Annotated in this window: 22 protein-coding genes; 5 read left to right on the top strand and 17 right to left on the bottom strand. The window is 65.4% G+C overall.

Annotation, left to right across the window (positions count from 1 at the left end; translation table 11 throughout):
* Positions 1 to 64: 64 nt before the first annotated feature.
* From AC1RWL_RS08675 to AC1RWL_RS08650, 6 genes are all read right to left on the bottom strand, one after another.
* Entirely contained in the window at positions 65 to 814 is a 750-nt protein-coding gene (locus AC1RWL_RS08675) for an SDR family NAD(P)-dependent oxidoreductase (protein ID WP_493094287.1), read from the bottom strand.
* Between the two features lie 10 nt (positions 815 to 824).
* The gene (locus AC1RWL_RS08670; protein WP_493094286.1) at positions 825 to 1,598 is read right to left on the bottom strand and encodes an SDR family NAD(P)-dependent oxidoreductase; all 774 of its coding nucleotides are present in this window, start codon (positions 1,596 to 1,598) and stop codon (positions 825 to 827) included.
* 68 nt (positions 1,599 to 1,666) lie between these two features.
* On the bottom strand, positions 1,667 to 2,425 hold the full coding sequence (locus AC1RWL_RS08665) for an iron ABC transporter ATP-binding protein (protein ID WP_493094285.1): 759 nt from the start codon (positions 2,423 to 2,425) through the stop codon (positions 1,667 to 1,669).
* Complete coding sequence (locus AC1RWL_RS08660) at positions 2,422 to 3,363, bottom strand: iron chelate uptake ABC transporter family permease subunit (RefSeq protein WP_493094284.1); 942 nt, start codon at positions 3,361 to 3,363, stop codon at positions 2,422 to 2,424. The genes AC1RWL_RS08665 and AC1RWL_RS08660 overlap by 4 nt, the downstream gene beginning before the upstream one ends.
* The gene (locus tag AC1RWL_RS08655; protein WP_493094283.1) at positions 3,356 to 4,333 is read right to left on the bottom strand and encodes an ABC transporter permease; all 978 of its coding nucleotides are present in this window, start codon (positions 4,331 to 4,333) and stop codon (positions 3,356 to 3,358) included. Before AC1RWL_RS08655 ends, AC1RWL_RS08660 begins: the two co-directional genes overlap by 8 nt.
* Positions 4,330 to 4,638, bottom strand: a complete 309-nt coding sequence (locus AC1RWL_RS08650; protein WP_493094282.1) for a DUF2218 domain-containing protein — start codon at positions 4,636 to 4,638, stop codon at positions 4,330 to 4,332. Before AC1RWL_RS08650 ends, AC1RWL_RS08655 begins: the two co-directional genes overlap by 4 nt.
* Before the next feature lie 303 nt (positions 4,639 to 4,941).
* Here AC1RWL_RS08650 and AC1RWL_RS08645 point away from each other — a divergent pair, with 303 nt between their 5' ends.
* The 4 genes from AC1RWL_RS08645 (at position 4,942) to AC1RWL_RS08630 (ending at position 9,933) form a co-directional block, all read left to right on the top strand.
* Positions 4,942 to 5,451, top strand: coding sequence for an RNA polymerase sigma factor (locus AC1RWL_RS08645; RefSeq protein ID WP_256116943.1), 510 nt, complete (start codon positions 4,942 to 4,944; stop codon positions 5,449 to 5,451).
* A 111-nt stretch (positions 5,452 to 5,562) separates the two neighbouring features.
* Positions 5,563 to 6,534, top strand: a complete 972-nt coding sequence (locus AC1RWL_RS08640) for a FecR family protein (RefSeq protein WP_493094281.1) — start codon at positions 5,563 to 5,565, stop codon at positions 6,532 to 6,534.
* Between the two features lie 132 nt (positions 6,535 to 6,666).
* Positions 6,667 to 8,976, top strand: a complete 2,310-nt coding sequence (locus tag AC1RWL_RS08635) for a TonB-dependent receptor (RefSeq protein WP_493094280.1) — start codon at positions 6,667 to 6,669, stop codon at positions 8,974 to 8,976.
* 48 nt (positions 8,977 to 9,024) lie between these two features.
* On the top strand, positions 9,025 to 9,933 hold the full coding sequence (locus tag AC1RWL_RS08630; protein ID WP_493094279.1) for a siderophore ABC transporter substrate-binding protein: 909 nt from the start codon (positions 9,025 to 9,027) through the stop codon (positions 9,931 to 9,933).
* 6 nt (positions 9,934 to 9,939) lie between these two features.
* Here the strand turns inward: AC1RWL_RS08630 and AC1RWL_RS08625 are convergent, their stop codons facing one another.
* From AC1RWL_RS08625 to AC1RWL_RS08600, 6 genes are all read right to left on the bottom strand, one after another.
* Positions 9,940 to 11,004, bottom strand: coding sequence for an ABC transporter ATP-binding protein (locus tag AC1RWL_RS08625; protein ID WP_493094278.1), 1,065 nt, complete (start codon positions 11,002 to 11,004; stop codon positions 9,940 to 9,942).
* Positions 11,001 to 11,924 (bottom strand): PfkB family carbohydrate kinase, encoded by a 924-nt coding sequence (locus AC1RWL_RS08620; RefSeq protein WP_493094277.1) that lies wholly within the window; start codon positions 11,922 to 11,924, stop codon positions 11,001 to 11,003. Before AC1RWL_RS08620 ends, AC1RWL_RS08625 begins: the two co-directional genes overlap by 4 nt.
* Positions 11,925 to 12,944 carry an SIS domain-containing protein gene (locus AC1RWL_RS08615; protein ID WP_493094276.1) on the bottom strand — a complete coding sequence of 340 codons (1,020 nt, stop codon included), beginning with the start codon at positions 12,942 to 12,944 and terminating at the stop codon, positions 11,925 to 11,927.
* Positions 12,941 to 13,786 (bottom strand): carbohydrate ABC transporter permease, encoded by an 846-nt coding sequence (locus tag AC1RWL_RS08610; protein WP_493094275.1) that lies wholly within the window; start codon positions 13,784 to 13,786, stop codon positions 12,941 to 12,943. Before AC1RWL_RS08610 ends, AC1RWL_RS08615 begins: the two co-directional genes overlap by 4 nt.
* The gene (locus tag AC1RWL_RS08605; protein ID WP_493094274.1) at positions 13,786 to 14,670 is read right to left on the bottom strand and encodes a carbohydrate ABC transporter permease; all 885 of its coding nucleotides are present in this window, start codon (positions 14,668 to 14,670) and stop codon (positions 13,786 to 13,788) included. Before AC1RWL_RS08605 ends, AC1RWL_RS08610 begins: the two co-directional genes overlap by 1 nt.
* A gap of 68 nt (positions 14,671 to 14,738) precedes the next feature.
* Positions 14,739 to 15,977 carry an extracellular solute-binding protein gene (locus AC1RWL_RS08600; protein ID WP_439617517.1) on the bottom strand — a complete coding sequence of 413 codons (1,239 nt, stop codon included), beginning with the start codon at positions 15,975 to 15,977 and terminating at the stop codon, positions 14,739 to 14,741.
* Positions 15,978 to 16,119: 142 nt separating this feature from the next.
* On the opposite strand from AC1RWL_RS08600, the gene AC1RWL_RS08595 reads away from it, so the two are divergent.
* Positions 16,120 to 17,325 (top strand): ROK family transcriptional regulator, encoded by a 1,206-nt coding sequence (locus AC1RWL_RS08595; protein WP_493094273.1) that lies wholly within the window; start codon positions 16,120 to 16,122, stop codon positions 17,323 to 17,325.
* Between the two features lie 231 nt (positions 17,326 to 17,556).
* Here the strand turns inward: AC1RWL_RS08595 and AC1RWL_RS08590 are convergent, their stop codons facing one another.
* From AC1RWL_RS08590 to dgoD, 5 genes are all read right to left on the bottom strand, one after another.
* On the bottom strand, positions 17,557 to 18,261 hold the full coding sequence (locus AC1RWL_RS08590) for a FadR/GntR family transcriptional regulator (protein ID WP_493094272.1): 705 nt from the start codon (positions 18,259 to 18,261) through the stop codon (positions 17,557 to 17,559).
* Positions 18,262 to 18,308: 47 nt separating this feature from the next.
* A complete protein-coding gene (locus tag AC1RWL_RS08585; protein ID WP_493094271.1) occupies positions 18,309 to 19,214 on the bottom strand; it encodes a dihydrodipicolinate synthase family protein in 906 nt (301 codons plus the stop codon).
* Between the two features lie 10 nt (positions 19,215 to 19,224).
* Entirely contained in the window at positions 19,225 to 20,940 is a 1,716-nt protein-coding gene (gene araD, locus AC1RWL_RS08580) for an L-arabinonate dehydratase (protein WP_493094270.1), read from the bottom strand.
* A 143-nt stretch (positions 20,941 to 21,083) separates the two neighbouring features.
* Positions 21,084 to 21,860 carry an SDR family oxidoreductase gene (locus AC1RWL_RS08575; RefSeq protein WP_493094269.1) on the bottom strand — a complete coding sequence of 259 codons (777 nt, stop codon included), beginning with the start codon at positions 21,858 to 21,860 and terminating at the stop codon, positions 21,084 to 21,086.
* Between the two features lie 11 nt (positions 21,861 to 21,871).
* Positions 21,872 to 23,020: a galactonate dehydratase gene (gene dgoD / locus AC1RWL_RS08570; RefSeq protein ID WP_493094474.1), complete on the bottom strand. Its 1,149-nt coding sequence runs from the start codon at positions 23,018 to 23,020 to the stop codon at positions 21,872 to 21,874.
* Positions 23,021 to 23,047: the final 27 nt, after the last annotated feature.

Genomic DNA, 23,047 nt, shown 5'->3' with positions numbered 1-23,047 from the left:
AAAAACCTTCCGGTCTTGGCGCCTGCGGCGCGTGTTGTTGCTCGGCTCCAGGGCGCGAGGCGGGTCAGGCCTTGCGCTCCTGGACGATGTTTCCGCCGTCCACCACGAGCACGGCGCCGTTGATATAGCTCGCCTTCGGCGAGGCGAGGAAGGCGACGGCCGCGGCGACCTCGTCCGGCCGGCCGGCGCGCCCGCAAGGGGTGGCCCGGGCGGCACGGCGCTCGTCCTCGGTCGAGGCGCCGGTCTCGATCCAGCCGGGCGCCACGGCATTAATTGTGACGCCCTGCGGGCCGGCTTCGAGCGCCAGCGCATGCGTCAGCCCCACCATCCCGGCCTTCGCGGCAGAATAGGCCGTCTCGCCCGGATTGGCGACATAGGGTCCGGTCACCGAGGCGACGTTGACGATCCGGCCGTAGCCATCGGCCAGCATGTCCGGCAGGTAGAGGCGGGTCGCGAGGAAGGTGGTCTTGAGGCTCACCGAGATGCCGCGATCCCAATCCCCCTCCTCCAGTTCGACGAAAGTTCGCTGGAGCGCCGGCTCCGAGACGCTGCCCATGCCGGCATTGTTGACGAGCACCCCGGCCGGCCCCGTCACCTGGCGGAGCTTTTCTACCTCGGCCTTCACCGTGAGGTCGCAGATATGGCCCGTCGCGGAAAAGCCTTCGCCGCGCAGCGCCTCCGCGCGGGCAAAAATGCGCTCGCTCGTCGCGACGAGATGCACGGCAAAGCCCTCTTGCGCCAGGCTCCGCGCGCAGGCGAAACCGATGCCGTCTTCGGCGCCCGCGCCCGTGATGATCGCCGTCCTGCGCTGCATCCGTCCCTCCTCAGTAACCGGCCGTCACGCCGAAATCGATGGACAGCGCCGCGCCGGTGATGGGGGCTGCGTCCGGCTCGCAGAGATAGGCGACCATGCGGGCGATCTCTTCCGGCCGTATGAAACGCGCCGCTGCCCCTTGCGGATAGTTGGAGAGCAGCTTCGCCTTGTAGCCGTCCGGATCGCCGCCGCCGTAACGCTCCGCCTGGAACTCGATCATCGGCGTTGCGACGTCGCCCGGGCAGACGGCATTGACGCGGATCTGGCGGGGCGCGAGTTCGAGCGCCAGGGCCTTGCTGAGCAGCACGAGCCCGCCCTTGGAGGCGCAGTAGATCGACGCGCCGTTGTTGCCGACGAGGCCGGCATCGGACGCGATGTTGACGATCGAGGCGCCGGGGCCAAGATGCGGAATGGCGGCCTGGATCAGGAAGAACGCGCCCTTGAGATTGACGTCCATGACGATGTCCCAATCGTCTTCCGTCATCGTCCCGGCCTCGCCTTCCCGCCAAACGCCTGCGGCGTTGACGACCACGTCGAGACGGCCCCGCCAGCCTAGCACCGCCTCGACGGCGGCGGCACAGGAGGCGATCTTGCGCATGTCGAGCGGCACGGGAAGCACGTCACGTCCCTCGGCGTGCAGCTTTTCCGCCGCTGCCGTCAGGCGTTCGCCGGCGAGGTCTGCGATGGCGACCGCATAGCCGGCGGCCGAAAGCCGCGCGGCGATCGCCGCTCCCATGCCGCCGGCCCCGCCGGCAATAAGCGCTGTTCGGGTCTGGTCGGTCATGCCTGCCTCTGCGTCAATGGAATGCCGAGCAAGATGAACGGGCCTGGATGATAGTCAACAGCAGAAGTCTAGAGTTGGTGCAGCACGAAGGGTTTTCCCTCGATCGTCTCCACGCGCATGGGGAAGCCGAAGACGGTTTCCAGCCTGTCCGGTGTCAGGATGGCGGACGGCGCGCCATCCGCGACGATGCGGCCCGCCTTCATGGCGATGATCCGGTCCGCATGCGCGCTCGCCTGGTTGATGTCGTGCAGCACGATGACGATGGTCTTGCCCTTCTCGTCGGCGACGGTGCGCAGCGAACGCATCAGCTCGCGGGCATAATACATGTCGAGATTGTTCAGGGGCTCGTCGAGCAGCAGGTAATCCGTCCCCTGCGCGAAAACCATGGCGACGAGGGCGCGTTGGCGCTGGCCACCGGAGAGCGTCTCGATGAAACGATCGGCCAGATCGGCGAGGTCGAATTGGGCGATGGCCGCGTCGATGATGGCATGGTCCGCCTCGGTCAGGCGCCCGCGGCCATGCGGGAAACGGCCGAAGCCGACCAATTCGCGCACCTTCAGGCGGCTTGCGACCGCCGTGTCCTGCCGCAGGATGGCGATCACCTTGGCGAGCTCCCGGCCGGGTGTCGTGTTGACCGGCAGGCCGTCGATCTCGATCGTGCCCGCCTGGAGTGGGTGCAGCCGGGCGATGAGCGAGAGCAGCGTGGATTTGCCGGCGCCGTTCGGGCCGATCAGCGCCACGACGCCGCCCTTCGGGATCGTCAGGGTGATATCGGTGAGGATCTGCGTCGCCCGGTGCTTGAAGGAGACGTTTTCGATGCGGATCATTTGCGGCTCCCGAGGACCAGCAGCAGGAGGAAGACGAGCCCGCCGACGAATTCGATGACGACGCCGAGCGCCGTCGCATTGCCGAGCGCATGCTGGAACAGCGTCTGCCCGCCGATGAGCACGATGATGCCGGCAAAGGCGGCGGCCGGCAGCAGCAGGCCATGGCGGCGGCTGTCGACGATGCGTTCGGCAAGGGCGGCGACCAGCAGGCCGAAGAAGGCGACCGGGCCGACCAGCGCGGTGGAGACGGCGACGAGGGCGGCGACGACGAGCAGCAGCCCGGTCACCGTTCCGGCCCAGCCGACGCCGAGGCCGGTCGCGGTATCCGGTCCGAGCGAGATCACGTCGAGCACATGGCGCGCACGCCAGGCGATGATGGCGGCGATGACGGTCACGATGGCGGCGAAGACCAGCAGGTCGGTGCGCACGGCATTGAAATTGGCAAAGCTTGCCGATTGCGCCACGGCGAATTCGTTGGGGTCGATGAGGCGGGCGAGCAGGGAATAGAGGCTGCGGAACAGCACGCCGAAGACGACGCCGGCGAGCAGCATCAGGCCCATGTCGAGGCGGCTTTTCAACATGGGCAGCAGCAGAGCGGCGGCGAGCGCCATCAGGAGAAGAACCTCCATGCCGAATTTAAGCTGCGGATCGAGCGCCACGTAACCGACGCCGCCGAGCAGGAAGACCATCAGCATCTGGCCGAAGAGGTAGAGCGCATCGAGCCCCATGATCGAGGGCGTCAGGATGCGGTTGCCGGTGACGGTCTGGAAGATCACCGTCGAAATGGCGATCGCCACGCCGACCTGCACAAGGGCCGCGAGCTTCAGCAGGCGCAGTTCCAGCACGAAGGCGATGTTGCCCCTGAGGCCGATCGCCAGGAACGCGACCGCGGCGAGAAGGGCCGCGGCGGCAAGGCCCAGAAGGCGACGCTCAGCCATACGCACGTCCCCGGAAGAGCAGCCAGAGGAAGACTGCGCCGCCGACCACGCCCATCACCGTGCCGACCGGGATTTCGTAAGGGTAGCGGATGAGGCGGCCGGCAATGTCGCAGGCGAGCACCAGCCCCGCACCCCCGGCCGCGACCCAGCCCAGCGTGCCGCGCACATTGTCGCCCATCAGCCGCGAGACGATGTTGGGCACGGCCAGCCCGACGAAGGGGATCATGCCGACGACGGTGACGGCGAGCGCCGTGATGACGGAGACGATGACGAGGCCGATCTGCATCATGCGGGCATAATCGATGCCGAGCCCGATGCTCGCCTCGCGGCCGAGCGCCATGATCGTCAGCCGGTCGGCGATGAGCCAGGCGACGGCGACCATCAGCGCCGCGATCCAGAGCAGTTCGTAGCGCCCGCGCAGCACGCCGGAAAAATCGCCATTGGTCCAGACGGAGAGGAATTGCAGGAGGTCGGCCTGCCAGGCGGCGAAGGTGACCGCGGCGCCGATGACGCCGCCATAGACGATGCCGAACAGCGGTACGAGATAGGGCTGCGCCGGCGGCAGGCGATGGGCAGTGGCGAGGAAGACCGACGTGCCGACAAGGGCCGCGCCGCTGGCGACGAGTGTTTTTTCCCAGAGGGCGGCGGCTGGGAAGAGAAGCGTGACGAGAAGGATGCCGAGCTCCGCGCTCTGGGCCGTGCCGGCGGTCGCCGGCTCGACGAAGCGGTTGCGCGACAACGTCTGCATGATCAGCCCGGCGATCGCCAGCCCGGCGCCGCAGAGCACGGCCGCGAGCGTGCGCGGCAGGCGGCTGACGACGAGAAGCTGGAGCGCTTCCGGATCGCTCAGCACCCTGTTCAGCGGCAAGGGGCTGACGCCTACGGCAAGGCTCAGCACAAAAAGCACCGCGAGCCCGAGGCCCGCGATCGTTCCGGTTCGAAGACGCGGTTTTGCGGCGGCAGCAGTCATGTCGTGGTTTGGGACGCATCCTGCCGCCGCCAGTCGAGCGGCTGAAGTTCTTCGCGGAAGGCGAAACGCAGGAGATGCGATTCGATGACGTGCTGCGTCTGGGCAAGGCCCTCCTCGTCCTCGGACGTCGCGACCAGGCGCAGGCCCTTTTCATCCGCATCGAGAATGCTGGTGCCGCAGGAGAACTGGCATTCTCCATGGGTTTCCGAATAGGAAACCGTGATTTTGTGCGCGAAATGTTTGCAGAGCTGCACCAGGTATTTCGAGCCGCTGGCGGTTTCCAGATAGGCGACGGATTCGAGCATGGCCTTCCCTTTCATCCCTGGACGGCGGCCGGAACCTGCGCCCCGCGCCGTCAAAAACATAACGTCTTTACTCATGTTTTCCCGGCGAGGGAAGCCGGCCATTTTTCATTGATATAAACTTGACTACGCAAATCAAGTTAAGCTATTTCTCATGCAGAAGCGGTCGCCGGCATGAGCACGGCCGATGGATTTTGAAAGGGTGGCAATGGCGGCGGCGCTTGGCGATGCCGAAGATCGTGGGTGTGTCGTGCGCCGGTCTCCGCGCCGCGGCGGCGTTTTGTTTTTCTGTAGAAGGATCGCGCCGTGACGGAGGGAGATGCCACCTCGCTGCTCTACGCGACCCACCGCCCTGCCCTCGTTCGCTATGCGACGCGCATCCTCGGCTCGCGCGAGGCGGCGGAGGATATTGTGCAGGACGCCTTCCTGCGATTCTCGCCGGCCAATGCCTATGGCGCCTCGGCCAGCCAGACGCTCGCCTATCTCTACCGCATCGTGCGCAACCTGTGCCTTGACCTCATTAAGCGGCGCAAGATCGAGATGCGGGAGCGTGACACGGAGCCGCCGTTCTGGTCCATGCCGCGCGCCATCGAGACGCCGGAGGAGACGGTGCTGCTATCCGACGAGGTGCGCATGATCACCGAGGTGCTCGACGGCTTTCCGCTCGATGTGCGCGTCGCGGTCGAAATGCACCGGTTCGGCGGCTACACGCTGGAGGAGGTCGCGGCCCATCTCGGCATCTCGGTCGCCACCGCCCACCGCCATGTGCGTGCCGCACTGGTAGAGATCACGCTCAAGCTCGGCAGCGCCTCGTGACGGGCAGGCGCCCGCCGTGAAAAAAAATCGCGCGCAAATCGTCCCTACGCAGCAATTCGATATTCGGCTAGAACCGTGCACGGCACGGAGCGCCGGGGCATAGGGTATATCTTGATTCAGGACGACAGCGAAAAGCGCCGCGCGGTGGAAGAGGCCATGGACTGGCTGCTGCGGCTGAAGGCCGACCCCGATTGTCCGCAAACCCTGCGCGAACACGGGGAATGGCTGGCGCGCACCGAGACCAACCGCTCCGCCTGGCGCGCCGCGCTCGCGACCTGGGAGGCGCTCGGCGAGGTGAAGCCGCGCCATGCAGACCTGTGGCCGGCCCGCCCGGCACCCGCCCTGCCTCGCCGCAGCCGGCGCATGTGGGCCACCGGCGCGGTGTTCGCGCTCGCCGCCGCCCTCCTGCTTGTGCTGGCCGCACCTGCCCTGATGATCTGGCTGCAGGCCGATTTCCGCACCGGCACGGGCGAAAGCCGGGTGGTGACGCTCGCCGATGGCAGCGCGGTCAACCTTTCCGCCGACAGCGCCATCGATGTCGACCTGACGCCGCAGGGACGCCATGTGCGCCTTCTCTCCGGCCAGGCCTTCTTCGACGTGGCGCATGACGGCAAGCGCCCCTTCACCGTCGATGCCGGCAATGCCAAGGTCGTCGTGCTCGGCACGGCCTTCGACGTCGCGCTCGACGATGCGGCGACGACGGTGCAGCTCGCCCGCGGCGTGGTCGGCATTTCCGGCGAGGGTGCGGCGCGCGGCGTTGCCGAAATGGCCCCGGGCGACATGGCGACCGTCGATGGCGAGACGGGCCTGATCACCCACGCCACCGTGCCGCTCGAAGAAATCGGCGCCTGGCGCAACGGCCTGCTCTTCGTCAACGACGTCACCGTCGACAGCGTCGTCGCAAGGCTGCGGCGCTATCATCCGGCCTGGATCAGCGTGCCGGACCGCGCGCTCGGCCGCCAGCGCGTCACCGGACTTTATGACTTGCGCGACCCGGACCGCGCGCTCGCCGCCCTCGTCCAGCCGCTTGGCGGCAAGGTGCGCTCGGTCTCCGCCTATGCCCGCATCGTCACGCGGTTCTGAACTTGTTTAAAACTTTTCGGGAAAAATCAGGAAAATTGCAGAGGGCGTGAAAAATATCCCCGAGGCGGTCGTCTCTGCACCGGGAATGCGCGCCTGGGGCAGCGCATCCCGAAGGATGACACCGGGGGTAAAATGCGTTTGCATAGCGATCGATCGAACACGACGCGCGCCAAGGGGCGTGTGCGCACCGTCTTCTTCACCAGGCTGATGGTTTCCACCGCGGCGGCACTTCTGTTCAGCCTGCCGCAGGCGGCCGTGCAGCCGGCGGCAGCCCAGGCGAAAACTGCCCGCATCGGCGCCATGGCCTTCGATATCCCGGCGCAGTCGCTGGCGGCCGCCCTCAACGCCTTCGGCCGGCAGTCCGGCCTCCAGGTGTCGCTTGCCGCCGCCACCTCGCGCGGCGTGACCTCGAAGGCGGTGAAGGGCACGTTCACGCCGAAGGAGGCGCTTGCAGCGCTTCTGCAAGGCACCGAGACGCAGCATTCGATCACCCCGGACGGCACGGCGATCGTCACGTCCAAGCATCTTTCGCCGCTCGTCACCGGTTCGGTCGAAAACGGCTCGACGACGCTCGACCGCATCACGGTGGAAGGCGAGCAGGTCGGCGAGGGTGACGTGAGCGAGCTCAACATCACCTCCGAGAATCTGGAGCGCAAGAACCCCGCCACGATCCAGGACGTGTTCCGCGAGGAGCCGAGCGTCAAGGTCGGCAGCTCGCTGCCCATGTCGCAGAAGGTCTATGTCAACGGCATCGAGGAAACCAACCTCGCCATCTCCATCGACGGCAGCCGCCAGAACAACAAGGTCTTCCACCACAATGCGACGACGCTGATCGACCCGACGCTCTTGAAGGCCGTCAGCGTCGATGAGGGCGTGGCCCCGGCCGATGCTGGCCCGGGTGCGCTTGCCGGCTCGATCGTTTACGAGACCAAGGATGTCGGCGATTTCCTCGACGGCAACGGCTATGGCGGCTTCGTCAATTCGAGCTTCAACACCAACGGCAACATCTTCACCACCGGCCTCTCGACCTTCGGCAAGCAGGACGGTTTCGAATATCTCGGTTATTTCAACATCGGCCGCGGCGAGGAATTTTCCGCCGGCAATGGCGACGAGGTGCTCGGCACGCGCACGCATTTCTTGAGCGGTATCGGCAAGGTCGCTTATGAATTCGAGAGCGGCGACCGCATCGAGATCAGCCATGAGGCGATCAAGGACGAGGCGCCGCGCCCGTTCCGCGCCAATATGGGCTCGACGACCGGCGCAAAGCCCTGGGAACCGCTGATCCGCGACTACCGGCTCGACCGCCAGAACACGGTCTTCACCTATACGGACGCCACGCCGGAAGGCTGGTGGGATCCGAAGCTGGTGCTCGCATATGGCGAAACGGACGTCGCCACCAAGGTCTATCTGAAGCCCGGCACCGTGCCGGAAACCTATGACGTCACCGGCACGACGGGCACGTTCAACGGCAAGTTCGAAAACCGCTTCCACACCGCCATCGGCACGGTGACCGCCGGCGTCGACTTCTACGACGACAAGGCGGAGCTCGACGACCTGTTCGAGCCGGCGACGGAAAAGGCGAAAAACCTCGGCGCCTATGTGCAGGCGCGCCTGGAGCCCTTCGAGCGCACACGGCTCTCCTTCGGCGGCCGTGCCGACCATCAGTGGTTCACCGGCACGGGCGGCCAGGAATTCAACAATTCCGGCCTCAGCGGCAACATTTCCGGCGAATACGACATCATTCCGGAATATCTGACCGCCAAGGCGGGCTATTCCCACGTATGGGCCGGCATTCCGCTTGCGGAAAACTTCATCATGAACCCGGCCTGGACCTATGATCCCGAGCCGAAGCCTACAACATCGGACAACTACACGGTCGGCCTCGTCGCCAAGTACAACGGCTTTACGCTCGAAGGCTCGGTGTTCCGCACCGAAATGGACAATGCGCGCGCCGCCCGCTACGCCTATGCCTATGCGGCGCGCCAGGTGGAATCCGAAGGCTTTTCGATCGGTGCGGGTTATGACTGGGCGGATGGCTATGTCCGCGTGAAATACGCCAATATCGACACGCTGATCGACGGCAAACCGGCCGATTCCGATACCGGCACCTATCTGACGACGCCGGTCGGCGAGATCATCACTGTCTCCGCCGCCCACACCTTCGCCGATTGGGGCCTCACCGTCGGCGGCGACGTGGAGCTTGCGCCGAAATACGACAAGGTTCCGGACGGCAGCCCCGCCTTCAAGGCCTATCAGGTCGTCAACAGCTTCGTCGAATACAAGCCGCCGACGCACCAGAACCTGACGCTGCGCGCCGAGGTGAAGAACATCTTCAACGAGACCTATTCCGACCGCGCCACCTACGGCCAGGAGTTCGGCGAGGTGACGCCGCTCTACCAGCCCGGACGCTCGTTCATCGTGAGCCTGCGCGCCACGTTCTGACGGATACGGTCCCGGCTCGCCGCCGGGACCGCCCTACCGGAGACCAAGATGAAGGCCTGCTTGAAATTTTTCGCGCTAACGGTTGCGCTTCTTGCCGCCGGCACTGCGCTTGCCGCCGAACTCGAAATCGGCACGGCAGCCGGACCGAAGACCGTGGAGACGCCGGTCGAGACCGTCGCTGTCTTCGATATCGCGGCGGTCGATACGCTGGACAAGCTCGGCGTCAAGCCGGCAGGCCTGCCATCCAATCTCTACCTCCAGGAGCTTTCCCATCTGAAGGATGGCGCGACTGTCGTCGGCGACATCTTCGAGCCGGACCTCGAAGCGCTGAGCGCGCTCGCGCCCGATCTCATCATCCTCGGCGGCCGCTCCTCGACGAAGGTAGACGCAACCACGCAGGTGGCCCCGACGATCGATATGACGATGGACGGCGACGACCTGCTGGAACAGGCGCGCGAGCGGCTTTCGACCTACGGCCGTCTTTTCGGCAAGGAAACCGAGGCGGAGGCCGCGGTCAAGGAACTGAACGCGACCGTCGAGAAAGCCCGCGCTGCGGTTGCCGGCAAGGGCAAGGCGCTCATCGTCATGACCAATGGACCGAAGGTCACGGCCTATGGCCCCGGCTCGCGGTTCGGCTGGCTGCACCGTTCGCTCGACTTGCCGGCGGCGATTTCCGATGTTCAGGCGGCGACGCATGGCGAGGCTGTATCGTTCGAGTTCATCCGCGAGGCGAACCCGGACTGGCTGATCGTGCTCGACCGCGCCGCCGCGATCGGCTCCAACGACCAGAATGCAAAAATCACGCTCGACAACGAACTCGTCGCGCAGACCGTTGCGTGGCAGAAGGGCCAGGTCGTCTACCTGCCCTCCGGCGATTTCTACATCGCCGCCGGCGGCGCACAGGCGATGATGCGTGTCTATGCCGCGATCACCGAGGCTTTTGCCGCCGCGAAATAGGCGGGGTCAGTTCAGGCGCTGCTCCGTTTCCGCGTCGAAGACGTGGAACAGGGCAGGGTCGGCGCTGAGCGCGATTTCGTCGCCCGGCTTGATTTTTGTCGAGGCCGGCAGGGTCGCGACGAGGCGCTGGCTGCCGATGGTGGCCGTGACGACAAGCTCCGGCCCGGTCAATTCCGCCACCTCGCAGCGTGCCGAAAGCGGTAAGCCCTGCCCGGACGTCCCGATCGCCTCCGGCCGGATGCCGAGCACCAGGCGGCGGCCCGGCGGAACGCTTTCGAGGCCCGGCACGGGCACGGCGATATCCGTGCCGTTGATCCGCACACCGCCCTTGTCCGCCGCTCCCGCCAGCAGGTTCATCGGCGGCGCGCCGACGAAGGTCGCGACATAAAGCGTTGCCGGACGGTTGTAGATGGTTTCCGGCGTGTCGAGCTGCTCGATCCGGCCGTTGCGCATCACAGCGATACGCGTGGCGAGCGTCATCGCCTCGATCTGGTCATGCGTCACGTAGACGACCGTCGTCTTCGTCAGCTGGTGCAGGCGCTTCAGCTCGGTGCGCATCTCCATACGCAACTTCGCGTCGAGGTTCGACAACGGCTCGTCGAACAGGAAGATCTTTGGATTGCGCACGAGCGCGCGGCCGATCGCGACACGCTGGCGCTGGCCGCCGGAAAGCTGGCCGGGCTTGCGGTCCAAGAGGTTCTCGATCTGCAGCAGCTTCGCCGTCTCCTGCACCGCTCGATCGCGCGTGGCCTTGTCCACCTTGCGCATTTCCAGGCCGAAACCGATGTTCCGGTGCACGGTCAGATTGGGATAGAGCGCATAGGACTGGAACACCATGGCGATGTCGCGGTCCTTCGGATGCACCCCGATGATCGAGCGCTCGTCGATGCGGATGTCGCCGCTGGTCGGCTCGGCGAGGCCGGCGATGATGTTGAGCAGCGTGGACTTGCCGCAGCCGGACGCCCCGAGCAGCACGAGGAACTCGCCGCTTTCGAGCGCGATGTCGATGCCCTTCAGCGTCTCGACGCTGCCGTAGCTCTTGCGGATGGCGCTGATTGTCAGGGTGCTCATGCCACGGCTTCCTGCAAGGTGGGGACGTAGGTTCTGGGATGGGTGGAAATGGCGCGCGAGGCGACGCTGATGCCGGCCGTGAGGCTCGCCTCCAGCCCCTCGCCCGCCGCAAAGGACGCGAGAAACGCGGCATTGAAGACATCGCCCGCGCCGATCGTGTCGACGACGGTGACGCGTGGCGCATCGGCACGGAAAATCGTGCCGTTCGCGTCGACGGCGATCGCGCCGTTCGGCCCGCATTTCACCACGACAATCGCATCCGCCGGCATGCCTTGCCGCAGCACCTGGCTCGCCTCTGCCGGATCTGAGACGCCCGCAAGGCTCGTCGTCTCCACCTCGTTGAACAGCGCGATCCGGCAGCGCGACAGCCATCTCCTTGCCGCCGCCTTATTCCGCTCGGTCCAGCCATCCAGCGGCCAGCCGGTGTCGAGCGCCACCGTGATGTCATGGCGATCCGCCCAGTCGAAGAAGCGGTCGTAATCCTCCACCAGCTTCTCCGTCAGGAACGAACCGCAGAGGAGCGCGATGCCGCCCTTGAGCCGCGGGCCGTCGAGCACGGCGAGAACATCCTCCAGGCTGAACAGCGGCAGGTGCCCGCGCGTCGTGAAGAAGGTGCGCTCGCCATCCGGATGGGTAATGCCGACGGACAGCGTCGTGCTGTCACCATGCACCGGCCAATGCCGCGCATGATCGCCAAACCCTTTCGCCAGCCAGGTGCCGAACTGGTCGGCGCCGATGCTGGCGGCGATCTCGAAGGGCGTGCCGAGCGCCATCCAGGCGAGCGCCGAATTGCCCGCCGAGCCGCCGACGCGCAGCTCGTCATGGTCGACGATGGTCTCCGTGCCCGGCTGCGGCCAGGGGGCGGCCGGCCCCATGATCAGGTCGACATTGACGTTTCCGACGACGGCAAGCGGTCTCACTCATTCACTCCGGGTAATCTTCGTCGAGCGCACCGGCGTGCCGGCATCTTCAACGCGCGCGGCGGCGAAGGCGATCATCAACCGCTGGGCGGTGGGCAGCATGGCGAAGACGGCGGCAAGGCCATTGAGGGCGGGGAAGCTGATCGTCGCAGCACCCGCGACCGGCGGCCGGCCGGAAGCGTCGAACAGCACCAGCTTCGCCCCCGCCTCGACCACCGAGGTCGCCATCGCCGTCACGAGATCCGCCGTCGCATCGTCGCCGCGGAAGAGGATGACGCCCATCTCCGGCGACAGCATCTCCATCGGCCCATGCCGCAGCTGGCCGCCCTCCAACGAGAAGCATGGCACGCGGGAAAGTTCAGTCAGGCCAAGTGCGATAGCCTCGGCGAGACCTTGCAAGTGCCGTCCCGATGTCACCACCGAGCGCACGTCGGAGAGCGTCGCAAGCGCCTCATCGATTGCCGGCTCCTGCGGGTTTTCCAATGCGCTGATCGCCTGTGCCGGGTCTTGGCCCAAAGCGGCGAGGATGGCGAGGTGCAGCGCAAAACTAACGGTCAGGCTGCGGGTCGCGGCAAAGGCCTGCTCTGTGCCGCCGGCGCCGACGAGGCAGGGTGCGGTGCGGGCGAGGAAAGAGCTGCCTTCCAGCGAAAACCCGAAGGTCTCTGCATTGCCGCCGGTCTCGTCGAACCAGCGCAGCACTTCGGCGCTTTCGCCGGATTGCGAGGTGATGAAGACCGTGCGGCCATCGAGCGACAGCGGCGCGCCGAGCTGTTCGGAGAGCGGCAGCGCGATCGCATCCACGCCAAGACGCCGGTAGAGCGGCTCGACGGCGCGGCCGACGGCGTGCGAACCGCCCATGCCGAGAAGCAGGAGTTTGCCGGTGCGCCTCAGGCTGGCGGCAGCCTTCTCCGCCACCTCGCGATTTTTGCGGAAAGAGGCGAGCGCATCGGCATGCTGCCGGGCCATTTCCCGGTCGATTGCCTGAAGGCCTTCCGGTCGTGTCGTCGTGTTCATCGTCATCCTTTCACACCACCGCTGGTGAGGCCCGAAATCAGGGCACGTTGCATGATGAGGCCGACCAGCACCGGCGGCAGTGCTGCCAGCACCCCGGCCGTGGCGATCAGCCCGTAGTCGGAAACCCGCCCGCCCGCGAGATCGGCTATAGCGACCGTCAGAGTCCGCGCGCGCTGGTCGGAGGTAAAGAGCAGCGCATAGAAGAATTCGTCCCAGCCGAGCAGGAAGGCGAAGAGCGCCGAGGTCGCGACTATGGGCATGGCGAGCGGCAGGGTGACGATGCGCAGCGTGGCAAAGAGGCTCGCCCCGTCGATCATCGCCGCCTGCTCGATTTCGTGCGGGATGCCGTCGAAGCCGGATTTCATCAGCCAGGTGGTAAAGGGCGCCAGGATGCTGAGATAGACGAGCGCCAGGCCAAACACCGAATTCAACAGCCCGAAGGTCGCGAGTGCCATGTAGAGTGGCACGGCAAGCGCCACCGGCGGCAGCATATAGGTGGCGATCACCAGCGACAGCGACCAGCCGATCGACGGCGTGCGCGACACGGCCCAGCCGGCCGGAACCGCGAGCACGATCGCGGCGACAGTCGCCATGCCGGCGACGAGGATGCTGTTGACGAGCGAGGCGACAAAGGCGGCACCGGCACTGTTCGGAATGGTCGAGAGCAGCGTGGCATAACGCGAAAAATCCATCTCGCTCGGCCACCACTTCAAGGGCCGCGCAACGAGATCGGCAGCGGGCGAAATGCTCATCACGAACAGCCAGAAAATCGGCGCAAGGATGACGGCGGCGAGCAGAAGGGCTGCGCCGTAGATGAGGATCGATGCGAGAAGGCTGCGGCGTTCCATCAGGTGGCGCTCCCCGCGGTGCGGCGCACGAGCATGCCGTAGCCGACCGCCAGCACCGTCACGATGAGCGTGACGACCAGCGCCAGCGAGGCACCCGAGCCGGCGCGCTGGAAGGAGAAGGCCTCCTGATAGACGAGGATCGACAGGGTGCGCGTCGAATTGGCCGGGCCGCCGCGCGTCATCACCCAGATGATGTCGAACACCTTGAAGGCCTCTATGGTGCGCAGCACCAGCGCCACCATCAGGGGGCCGGCGAGATAGGGCAGGATGACGAAGCGGAAGCGGTTGAAGGGACCCGCGCCATCGACGAGCGACGCGGCGGTGATATCACGCGGCACGGCCTGGAGGGCGGCGAGAGCGATGAGGGCAACGAGCGGAAAATTCTTCCAGCAATCGGCGACGATGAGCGCCGTCATGGCGGTGCCCGGCTCGCCGAGCCAGGAGCGATAGCTTTCGAGAAGGCCGATCTGCGTCAGCGCTGAATTCAGCGCGCCGTATTCCGGATTGTAGATCAGCCGCCACAGCGTCGCGTTGACGACGGTCGGCAGCGCCCATGGCAGGATCAGCAGGGCACGCAACACGGCGCGACCGTAGAATTGCTGATTCAGCAGGAGGGCGGCGAGAACGCCGATCACCATTTCCGCTGTTACGGAGACCACGGCAAACCAGGTGGTGGCGTAGAGCGCGCGCTGGAAATTGCTGCTCGACAGCATCTTCACATAATTGTCGATGCCGACGAAACTGCCGCCCGTGCCGACGAGCTTGGCATCGGTGAAGGACAGCCGGACCGTATCGATCATCGGCCAGCCAATCACGGCGATCATGATCACCAGAAGCGGCAGCATGAGCAGCCATGCCCGGGTCGTCATCCAGGTGCTGGACATAGCGTCCTCTTCATATCGTCTGGGTGGTCAGTGTGCGGGCGGCCGGAACCGCCCGCAAGTCCGGGTAATCAGAGGCCGCTGTTTTCCGCAGCCGATTTCAGGGCATCCTCAGGCGAGGCCTGATCGAGCAGGGCTTCCTGGATGGCCTGCTGGAGAGCCGTGGAAAGCTCCTGGTATTTTGGTGTGGTCGGGCGCGGATACATGGCGGCAAGCCCGAGCTTGGCGGCGGCGATCAGCTCTTCCTGGCCGGCGGTGACGGCCGGGTCCTCATAGGACGAGGCCCAGATCGGCAGGCTGAGCTTCGCATAGGCGTTCTGCGTCTCCTGCGAGGTCATGTGCACGATGTATTTCCAGGCTTCTTCCGGGCTCTTGCTCGTCGCGGTGATGCCGAGGCCCATCGAGCCGTTGACGGCCGAAACCTCGCTCTTGCCCTCGACGCCCGGTGCCGGCACGACGCCGACCTTGCCCTTGACCTTGCTGTCTTCGCCGCCATTGGCCATGTTGTACATGTAGGTCCAGTTGAGCGCGAAGGCCGCCTCGCCGTTCTGGAAGACGTTGCGCACGTCCTCTTCCAAAAACTCCTTGGAGTTCGGGTTGGTGAGGCCGGACTTGTAGCTGTCGACCATGTAGGTCAGCGCTTCGAGACCGCCGCCCTCGGTGAAGGCCGGCTTGCCGTCCTTCAGGAACGCGCCGCCATAGGCGCTGACCAGTGTCGTGTAATCGCAGATCGCGGCCTCGGCCTGCGACCAGCTCCAGGCGATCGGCGTGGCGAGCAGGCCTTTGTCCTTGATGACCTTCGCCTGTTCGCTGAGCTCGGCCCAGGTCTTCGGCGGCGCCTTGATGCCGGCCTTTTCGAGGATTTCCTTGTTGTAGAACAGGTATTTGGTGTCCAGGATCCAAGGCATGCCATAGGATTTGCCGTCATAGTCGACGGTCGTCCAGGCGCCCGGCAAGACACCCTTCTTCATGTCGTCGGTGATGCGGGAGGAGACGTCGACCAGCACGTTGTTCGTCGCATATTCGGCGGGCCAGATCACGTCGAACAGCACGACGTCGTAGCCGCTGCCGGACCCTTGCGCGAGCACGGCCTTGTCGTGCAGGCCTTCGTAGGGCACGAATTCCAGGTTCACCTTGATGTCCGGGTTCGCCTTGGTGAAGGCGTCGGTCATGGCGCGCACATCGGCTTCGCTATAGGCGGCCTGCGCCATGAAGAGTGCGTTGAGCGTCGTCTCCGCGAAGGCGTGCGGGGCGGAAACGGCCGCAATCAGCGCTGCACCGAGCAAGGTCTTCTTTATGGATTTCAACATGATTGCGTCCTCCTGTTTGTAAAGTCGTTTCGGCGCGGCACCCGGCCCCGCAGTTCCCTGAAACTCTCTGGTCTCTTATTAAGTCAAATGGCTTGACTTAAATGTTCTGTATTATTCAAATGGTGTCAAGAGGGAAGTGCCGATGAACGAACTGCGGACGATCCGGGCCAAGAGCGGGACCAATCAGGAAGGCACCAGCGCGCACAACCGGCGCGTCCTCATCGAGGCCATCCGCCTGAACGGGCCGCTTTCCCGCGCCGATCTCGCCCGCGCCACGCGGCTCACCAAGCAGACCGTCTCGAACCTCATCGAGAGCCTGGAGGCCGACGGTCTCGTCGCCTCGGAGGATGTGGTGCGCGGCGCGCGCGGCCAGCCTTCGACGCCCTATCGGCTGGTGCCCGAGGGGGCCTTCGCGCTCGGCGTGCAGATCGACCGGCACCTGACGCGCGTCGTCGCCGTGGACCTCCTGGGGCGCGAGGTTGCGCGGGCCATGGCGAACCTGCCGCCCGGCGGCCCTGCGGAAGGCAGTAAGCTTATCCTGCGCCTCATCGAGACCGTGCGCCAGGATCTTGCCGGCCGTATCCCGGAATCCGCGCATCGGCTTGCGGGGCTCGGCGTGGCGATGCCCGGTCCTTTCGGGCTGGAACCCTCCGATGACGATACCTGGATGATGGCGCAGTGGCAGGATTTCCCGCTGGTGGAAACGCTCGCCGCCGGCACGGGCCTTGCCACCAGCCTCCAGAACGACGCGAGCGCCTGCGCGACGGCGGAGCGAATGAACGGTTCGGCCGACGGGCTCGACCATGTCGTGTGCATCTATTTCGGCTACGGCATCGGCGCCGGCCTTATCCTCGGGGGCGAGCTCTATACCGGCAGCAACCGCAATGCCGGCGAGATCGGCATGGTGCTGTTTTCGCGCGGCGGGGTGCGGTCGCCGCTGGAACACCGCGCTTCGCTCGCCTCGCTCTTCCAGCATCTCGGCCTCGATTCGGCGACCACCGAGGCCTATGCCGAAGTCGAGCGGCTGACGCTGGCGGACGATCCGCGCGTGCTGGAGTGGCTGGCGGGCGCCGCCGCCGACATGCGCCATGCCGTGCACATGGTCGAGACGATTTTCGACCCCGAAACCGTCATCCTCTCCGGCAGCGCGCCCGAACCGCTGGCCAAACGGCTTTTCGCCGAAATGTTCCCGCTCATCCCGTCGAATGCCGACCGCCAGAACCGCGCGCTTCCGCGCCTGAAACTCGGCATGATCGGCCCCTGGGCCGTGGCCCTCGGCGCTGCCGCCGAGCCCATCCGCCGCGCCTTCGATCCGCTCTTCTCGGCAATTCTCAAGGAAGCCTCTTGATCTGCCCATTGCTTAGGCATTTTTTGCTCAAGGGGCGGGCAAAAGTGTACGGCGATGCAATTTATTTGCACAGGCGTACCGGAATCGCCGAATCAGACCTTCCCTGCGCTGGGGCAAGACCTTATCCGGATACCACTCGCGTAACCCGCGAGCTTCCCCGCGTCATTGGGAGCCAAACCGTGGCGCTCGCTGCCCCGCTTCGTGCGGGGCTTCTTTTTTTCCGGCACCCGGTCAGGCCGTCTGGAAGTTCCGCTTGTATGTCGACGCGATCAGGGTCGCGGCGGTGCTGGCGGCCGTCTCCTCGTCGCGCGCTTCGATGGCAACGAGGATTGCCTCATGCTGGGCCAGCGACTGTCCGAACCCGCCGGATGCCGCCATGGTCTTCGGAATGCTGATCGACAAGGCGGCCCGGATGACCGAGGCGACAGGCAGCAGGAAACGATTGTGCGCCGCCTGGAATATTTGGAGATGGAAGTCGATATCCGCCTCGATCGCCTCGTCGAGGCCGGCCCGTTCTTCCGCCATGCGCAGGTAGGCGGCGCGGATCTGCGCGTGTTCGCGCGCCGAGCCCCGCCGGGCCGCCAGCCGCGCGGCCAGCGGCTCGATCGAAAGGCGGATCTCGAAGAGTTCTTCCGCAAGCGCCTCCTGGTCGTCGGCGTCGCCTTGCCAGGAGAGCACGACCGGATCGAGCGTGTTCCAGTGCTCCGCCGCCCGCACGCGCGTACCCAGGCGGGGTTTCGCTTCGATAAAGCCCTTGGTCGAGAGGATTTTCAGCGCTTCGCGCAGCGTCGTGCGGCTGACGCCGAGGCCCGCCAGCATGTCGGCTTCCTTCGGCAGGGTGTCGCCGACCTTCAACTCGCCGAGCGTGATGCGCCGGCCGATATCACCGGCGATACGGGCCGGCAGGCCGCGATCCTCCCGAGCGATAACCTTCATGCGCGCCCTCTCCCCTGCTTTTATCCCTCGTTCATAGACCGTCGCCCCTATTCGGGAAAGCCACCCATCGTGGCCGCGTAACGCCGGGTCATGTCGAGGCCGACCGATGTCGGCCGCATCGCCGGCGCGCGGTCGTGGATTTCTATGCCCGCGCGCGCGCCGAACAGGCGCTTGCCGTAGCAGATGAGGTTCTCGATGCCCTGCATGGTGAAGACGACGCCCGGCAGCATGCGGCGGTATTCCTCCTCCGCGTGTTCGTCCCAGCCGTCGCAGAAGAATTCGTAGGCGCGCACGGCAACATCGATGGAATCGGGCGCCAGGATCAGGCCGCGGCAGCCGATGCGCAGGTTTTCCAGGAGCTCCAGCCCGGCGCGGCCGTTGAACACCGGCAGCCGCCCCTCCGTCACCTCGATGAGATGGGCGATGTCGACGACCGGCCCTTCTCCCTTCACCAGGCGGATATTCGGATGCTGGCGCACCAGTTCGCGGATGTCGGCGGCCGTCAGCCCGCGGCCCATCAAGGCCGGCGCATTCTGGATGGCGAGCGGCAGGTCGGTCCGCTCCGCGACGCGGCCGAAGAAACGGATATATTCGGCGGCGGAATAGGCGCCGACCATGGGCGGCTGTAGGATCAGCCAGTCGGCACCGGCGTCGGTGGCATGTCGCACCTGCCGCACCTGTTCCTCGATGGAGGCGCCGAAGATCGTCAACGCGACGGGCACGCGGCCGGCCGTATCCTCCACCACCCAGTCCATGACCGCCATGCGTTCGCGCTCATCCAGTTTGGCGGCTTCCGTTGCAAGGCCGAGCGCTGCCATCCCATGTACGCCGCTCGCGAGGCATATTTCCGTCTGCCGGCGCATCGCCGCCCGGTCGAGCTTCTCCTCGCTGTCGAAAAGCGCGTAGAGAATGGCATGAATGCCGTGAAGGTCTTCTACCCGAAAATCGTTCATCGACACCTCCTCAATGGCTTTCGCGGGGAACCGCGTGGCCGCGGCTGCCGACGAGGAAATCGAGGTCGGCGCCCGTATCCGCCTGCATGACGCGCTCGACATAAAGGCCCTGATAGCCGCCGGCCATCGCCGGCACCGGCGCTGTCCAGGCCGCCCGCCGCCGCGCGAGTTCGGCCTCGTCGACATCGAGATGAAGCCTGCGGCCGGCGACGTCGAGCTCGATCCAGTCGCCATCCTCGACCAGCGCCAGCGTGCCGCCGACGGCGGCTTCCGGTGCCGTGTGCAGGACCACGGTGCCGAAGGCCGTGCCGGACATGCGGGCATCGGAAATGCGCACCATGTCGCGCACGCCCTGCTTCAGCAGCTTCTGCGGCAGCGCCATGTTGCCGACCTCGGCCATGCCGGGATAGCCCTTCGGCCCGCAGTTCTTCAGCACCATGATCGATGTCTCGTCGATGTCGAGCGCCGGATCGTCGATGCGCGCCTTGTAGTGATCGATCGTCTCGAAGACGACGGCGCGGCCGCGGTGCTGCATCAGCGCCGGTGTCGCGGCGGAGGGTTTGATGATGGCGCCGCCGGGCGCGAGATTGCCGCGCAGCACGGCAATGCCGCCGCTTGCGGTCAATGCCTTGTCGCGCGGCAGAATGACGTCGTCATTGTAGTTCTCGACGCCTTCGATATTGGCGCCGACGCTTTGCCCAGTCACCGTCAGGGCGTCGAGATGCAGCAGGTCGGCGATCTCCTTCATGACGACGGGCAGACCGCCAGCATAACAGAAATCCTCCATCAGATAGGCACCCGACGGCATCAGGTTGAGGATCGTCGGCACGTCGCGGCCGAAATTGTCCCAGTCGTCGAGCGTCAGTTCGGTGCCGATCCGGCCGGCGATCGCCAGCAGATGCACGACGGCATTGGTCGAGCCGCCGATCGCGCCATTGATGCGGATGGCATTGGCAAAAGCCTCCCGCGTCAGGATCTGCGACAGGCGCAGGTCCTCGGCGACCATCTCCACGATCCGGCGCCCGGTGAGCCGCGCCAGTCGCGCCCGGTGGGCATCGACGGCCGGATAGGCGGCATTGCCGGGCAGCGCCAGGCCGAGGGCTTCCACCATCGAGGCCATGGTGGAGGCCGTGCCCATGGTCATGCAATGGCCGGGTGAACGCGACATGGCGCTTTCGGCGGCCTGGAAATCCTTCTGCGACATGACGCCGGCGCGTACATCCTCGGAGAATTTCCAGACATCGGTGCCGGAACCGATCGTGTGGCCCTTCAGGCGGCCGTTCAGCATCGGCCCGCCGGAAATGACGATGGACGGCAGATCGCAGGAGGCGGCGCCCATGACCAGCGACGGCGTGGTCTTGTCGCAGCCCGCCATCAACACGACGCCGTCCATCGGATTGCCGCGGATCGCCTCCTCGACATCCATCGAGGCGAGGTTGCGGAAGAGCATGGCGGTCGGGCGCAGGTTCGATTCGCCGCAGGAGAAGACCGGGAATTCCAGCGGCAGGCCGCCCGCCTCCAGCACGCCCGCCTTGATATGCTCGACCAGCCCGCGGAAATGTGCGTTGCAGGGCGTCAGTTCGGAGAAGGTGTTGCAGATGCCGATGACCGGCCGCCCGTCGAAGGCGTCGTCCGGCAGGCCGTTGTTCTTCATCCAACTCCGATGGATGAACGCATCCTTGTCCATTCCGCCGAACCAGTGCTGCGACCGCAATTTCCGGGACATGTCCCCTCCTCGTCTCAATGGCGTGCCGATTTTGTTATTCTCATATAATCGGAGTTATTATTGGTCAAGCAAGGAACGGGCAAAGAAAAACCTCCGGCGAAGGGTGCGCCGGAGGTTTGGGTGGTTTGAAAAAAGGTGGGTGTTCAGGGGTGATGCAGGACGCTCAGGCCGCCATCCACCGTCAGGCAGGTGGCGTTCATGAAGGGGCACTCGTCGGAAATCATGAAGAGGGCGGCCTTGGCGATCTCTTCCGGCGTCGCGATGCGGCCACCGGGATGCAGCTTCATCGTCGCCGCTTCCGCCGCGACGGGATCGGGAAAACTGTTCCAGTATTCTACGGCCTTCTGGGTGCGCACGTAGCCCGGCGCCAGCGCGTTCACGCGAACCCCCTGCCCGGCATATTCGAGGCCGAGCGCCTTGGTCATGCCGAGAAGCGCGTGTTTGGCGACGGGATAGGGAAATGTGTGCGGGATGATGGTGAAGGCATGCGTCGAGGCGATGTTGAGGATGACGCCGCCGCCGTCCTCGATCATGCCCGGCAGCACGGCCTTGCTGCAATTCCATGCGCCCTTGAGGTTGATGTCGAAGCAGCGCTGCCAGTCGGTATCGGAGAGCTTTAGAGGCTCGAAGAACACATTGACGCCGGCATTGTTGACGAGCGCGTTCGGCCGGCCGATCTCTTCGGTGGCCGTAGCGACTGCACGCTCGATGGCATCTGCGTCCGTTATGTCCGCCGAGGCATGAGCCACCCGTCCACCGGCAGCGCGAAGCCGTTCAGCTTCCACCGCAAGCAGGTCGCCATCGCGATCGATCAGGAAGAGGCTCGCGCCTTCGCAAAGAAAGGCCTCGGCAATGGCAAGGCCGATGCCCTGCGCTGCGCCCGTGACGACGACGCGTTTTCCCTCAAGACGTCCAGCCATATCCGCTCTCCTCACCACTCGGCTACACTGCCATCTTCATGGCGCCAGACGGGATTGCGCCAGCGATGGCCTTCCTTCGCCCGCTCGATGACATAGGCCTCGTCCACCTCAATGCCGAGGCCCGGCCCCTGCGGGATCGATACGAAGCCATCCGCATAGTGGAACACCTCCTTGTTGGAGATGTAGTCGAGGATGTCGTTGCCCTTGTTGTAATGAATGCCGAGGCTCTGTTCCTGGATGAAGGCATTGTAGGAGACCGCATCGACCTGCAGGCACGCCGCAAGTGCAATCGGCCCGAGCGGGCAATGCGGCGCCAGCGCCACGTCATAGGCCTCCGCCATCGCCGCGATCTTGCGGCATTCCGTGATGCCCCCGGCATGCGACAGGTCCGGTTGCAGGATATCGACATAGCCGTCCGAAAGGACTTGCTTGAAGTCCCAGCGCGAATAGAGCCGTTCGCCCAAGGCAATCGGCGTCGAGCAATGGTTGGCGATCTCCTTGAGGGCTTCCCGGTTTTCCGACAGCACCGGCTCCTCGATGAACATCAGCTTGAACTGTTCGAGTTCCTTCGCCAAGACCTTGGCCATCGGCCGGTGCACGCGGCCGTGGAAATCGACACCGATTCCGATAGAGGGGCCGACCGCCTCGCGGATCGTCGCGATGGTTTCCACCGCCTTCTCGACCTTGTCCCAGGTATCGACGATCTGCATCTCCTCGCAGCCGTTGAGCTTGATGGCTTTGAAGCCGCGGGCGACCACCTCGCGGGCATTGTTGGCGACGTCGGCGGGACGATCGCCGCCGATCCACGAATAGACCTTGATCTTGTCGCGCACCTGGCCGCCGAGCAGGGCATGGATCGGCTGACCATAGGCCTTGCCCTTGATGTCCCACAGCGCCTGGTCGATGCCGGCGAGCGCCGACATGTGCACGGCCCCGCCACGATAGAAACCGCCGCGATACATGACCTGCCAATGGTCTTCGATCAGCAACGGGTCCTTACCGATAAGGTAATCCGACAGCTCTTCCACAGCGGCCTGCACCGTCAGCGCGCGGCCTTCCACCACCGGCTCACCCCAGCCGATAATGCCCTCGTCCGTCTCCACCTTCAGGAACAGCCACCGCGGCGGCACGATATAGGTCGTCAGCTTCGTGATCTTCATCATGATACTCGTCTTGGAAGGGGAAAG

This window comes from Shinella sp. GW821-FHT10F02 (assembly GCF_058809275.1).
Note: the sequence above shows the minus strand (reverse complement) of the source record. Positions and strands in the feature narration are given on the sequence as shown.